The 433-nt window shown below is 40.4% G+C and carries 1 pseudogene; it reads left to right on the forward strand.

Annotated features, from left to right (window positions below):
• A pseudogene (locus tag GBI66_RS19315) lies at positions 1-433 on the forward strand (transketolase); the annotation flags it as partial.

The raw sequence follows: 433 nt of genomic DNA on the forward strand, positions 1-433 counted from the left end.
ATTCATGTTTATACACATGACTCAATCGGTCTGGGTGAAGATGGTCCAACTCACCAACCAATTGAACAAATTGCTTCATTACGTGGTACACCTAACTTAAATACATGGCGTCCTGCAGATACTGTAGAAACTGCAATTGCTTGGAAGTCTGCTCTAGAACGCAAAGATGATCCTACAGCACTTATTTTCTCTCGTCAAAACTTACCATTCCAAACACGTTCTGAAGAGCAAATTCAAAACGCTGCAAAAGGTGGTTATGTACTTGCTCAAGAAAAAGGCGAATTAAAAGCGATTATTATTGCAACAGGTTCTGAAATTTCTTTAGCAATGGAAGCTTATGCACAACTTGAAGGTGTGCGTGTAGTTTCTATGCCATGTGCAGAAGAGTTTATGAAGCAAGATGCGGCATACCGTGAAGCAGTATTACCAGCTC

The sequence above is a fragment of the Acinetobacter sp. TUM15071 genome, from assembly GCF_008980925.1.
In the GTDB taxonomy this organism is placed as follows: Bacteria; Pseudomonadota; Gammaproteobacteria; order Pseudomonadales; family Moraxellaceae; genus Acinetobacter; species Acinetobacter dispersus.